Consider the following 394-nt stretch of genomic DNA (forward strand, 5'->3'; position numbering starts at 1 on the left):
GATCGATGTCGTAACGCCGCTGATCTCCTGGATGCGTGCGGTTCTCTAGCCGGTCTCCCCAAGTGCCTGGCTAGTGGAGGGCTGGTTCCGGCCGATCGGCCCGGTGAGCTCCGCGGTGGCCCGGGCGGTGTGCTCGGCGAGCGCCTTCACCTCGGCGGCAACCACGGGAAAGCCCCCGCCGGCGGATCCGGCCGGGGCCGGCTTGATGGTTGCGTTGAGCGCCAGGAGGTTGGTCTGGGCCGCGATGCCGCAGATGAGCGCGCCCACGTCTCCGATCCGGGACGCGGCGGCGCTGAGCCCCTGCACCACGGCGCCGTGGTGATCCGCCTCGCGCCAGGCACGCTGCGCCAGTTCGGCGGAGCCCGCGACCTGCCGGCTGATCTCCTGCACCGAC

1 protein-coding gene is annotated in these 394 nt (G+C 72.3%); it reads right to left on the minus strand.

Translation table 11 applies throughout. The features are described from left to right. Positions 1–45 precede the first annotated feature (45 nt). The coding region (locus MKK69_RS08105; protein ID WP_243967273.1) for a methyl-accepting chemotaxis protein at positions 46–394 on the minus strand (349 nt) is incomplete at its 5' end.

Origin of the sequence: Methylobacterium sp. J-026 (assembly GCF_022829585.1) — a bacterium.
Classification (GTDB): domain Bacteria; phylum Pseudomonadota; class Alphaproteobacteria; order Rhizobiales; family Beijerinckiaceae; genus Methylobacterium.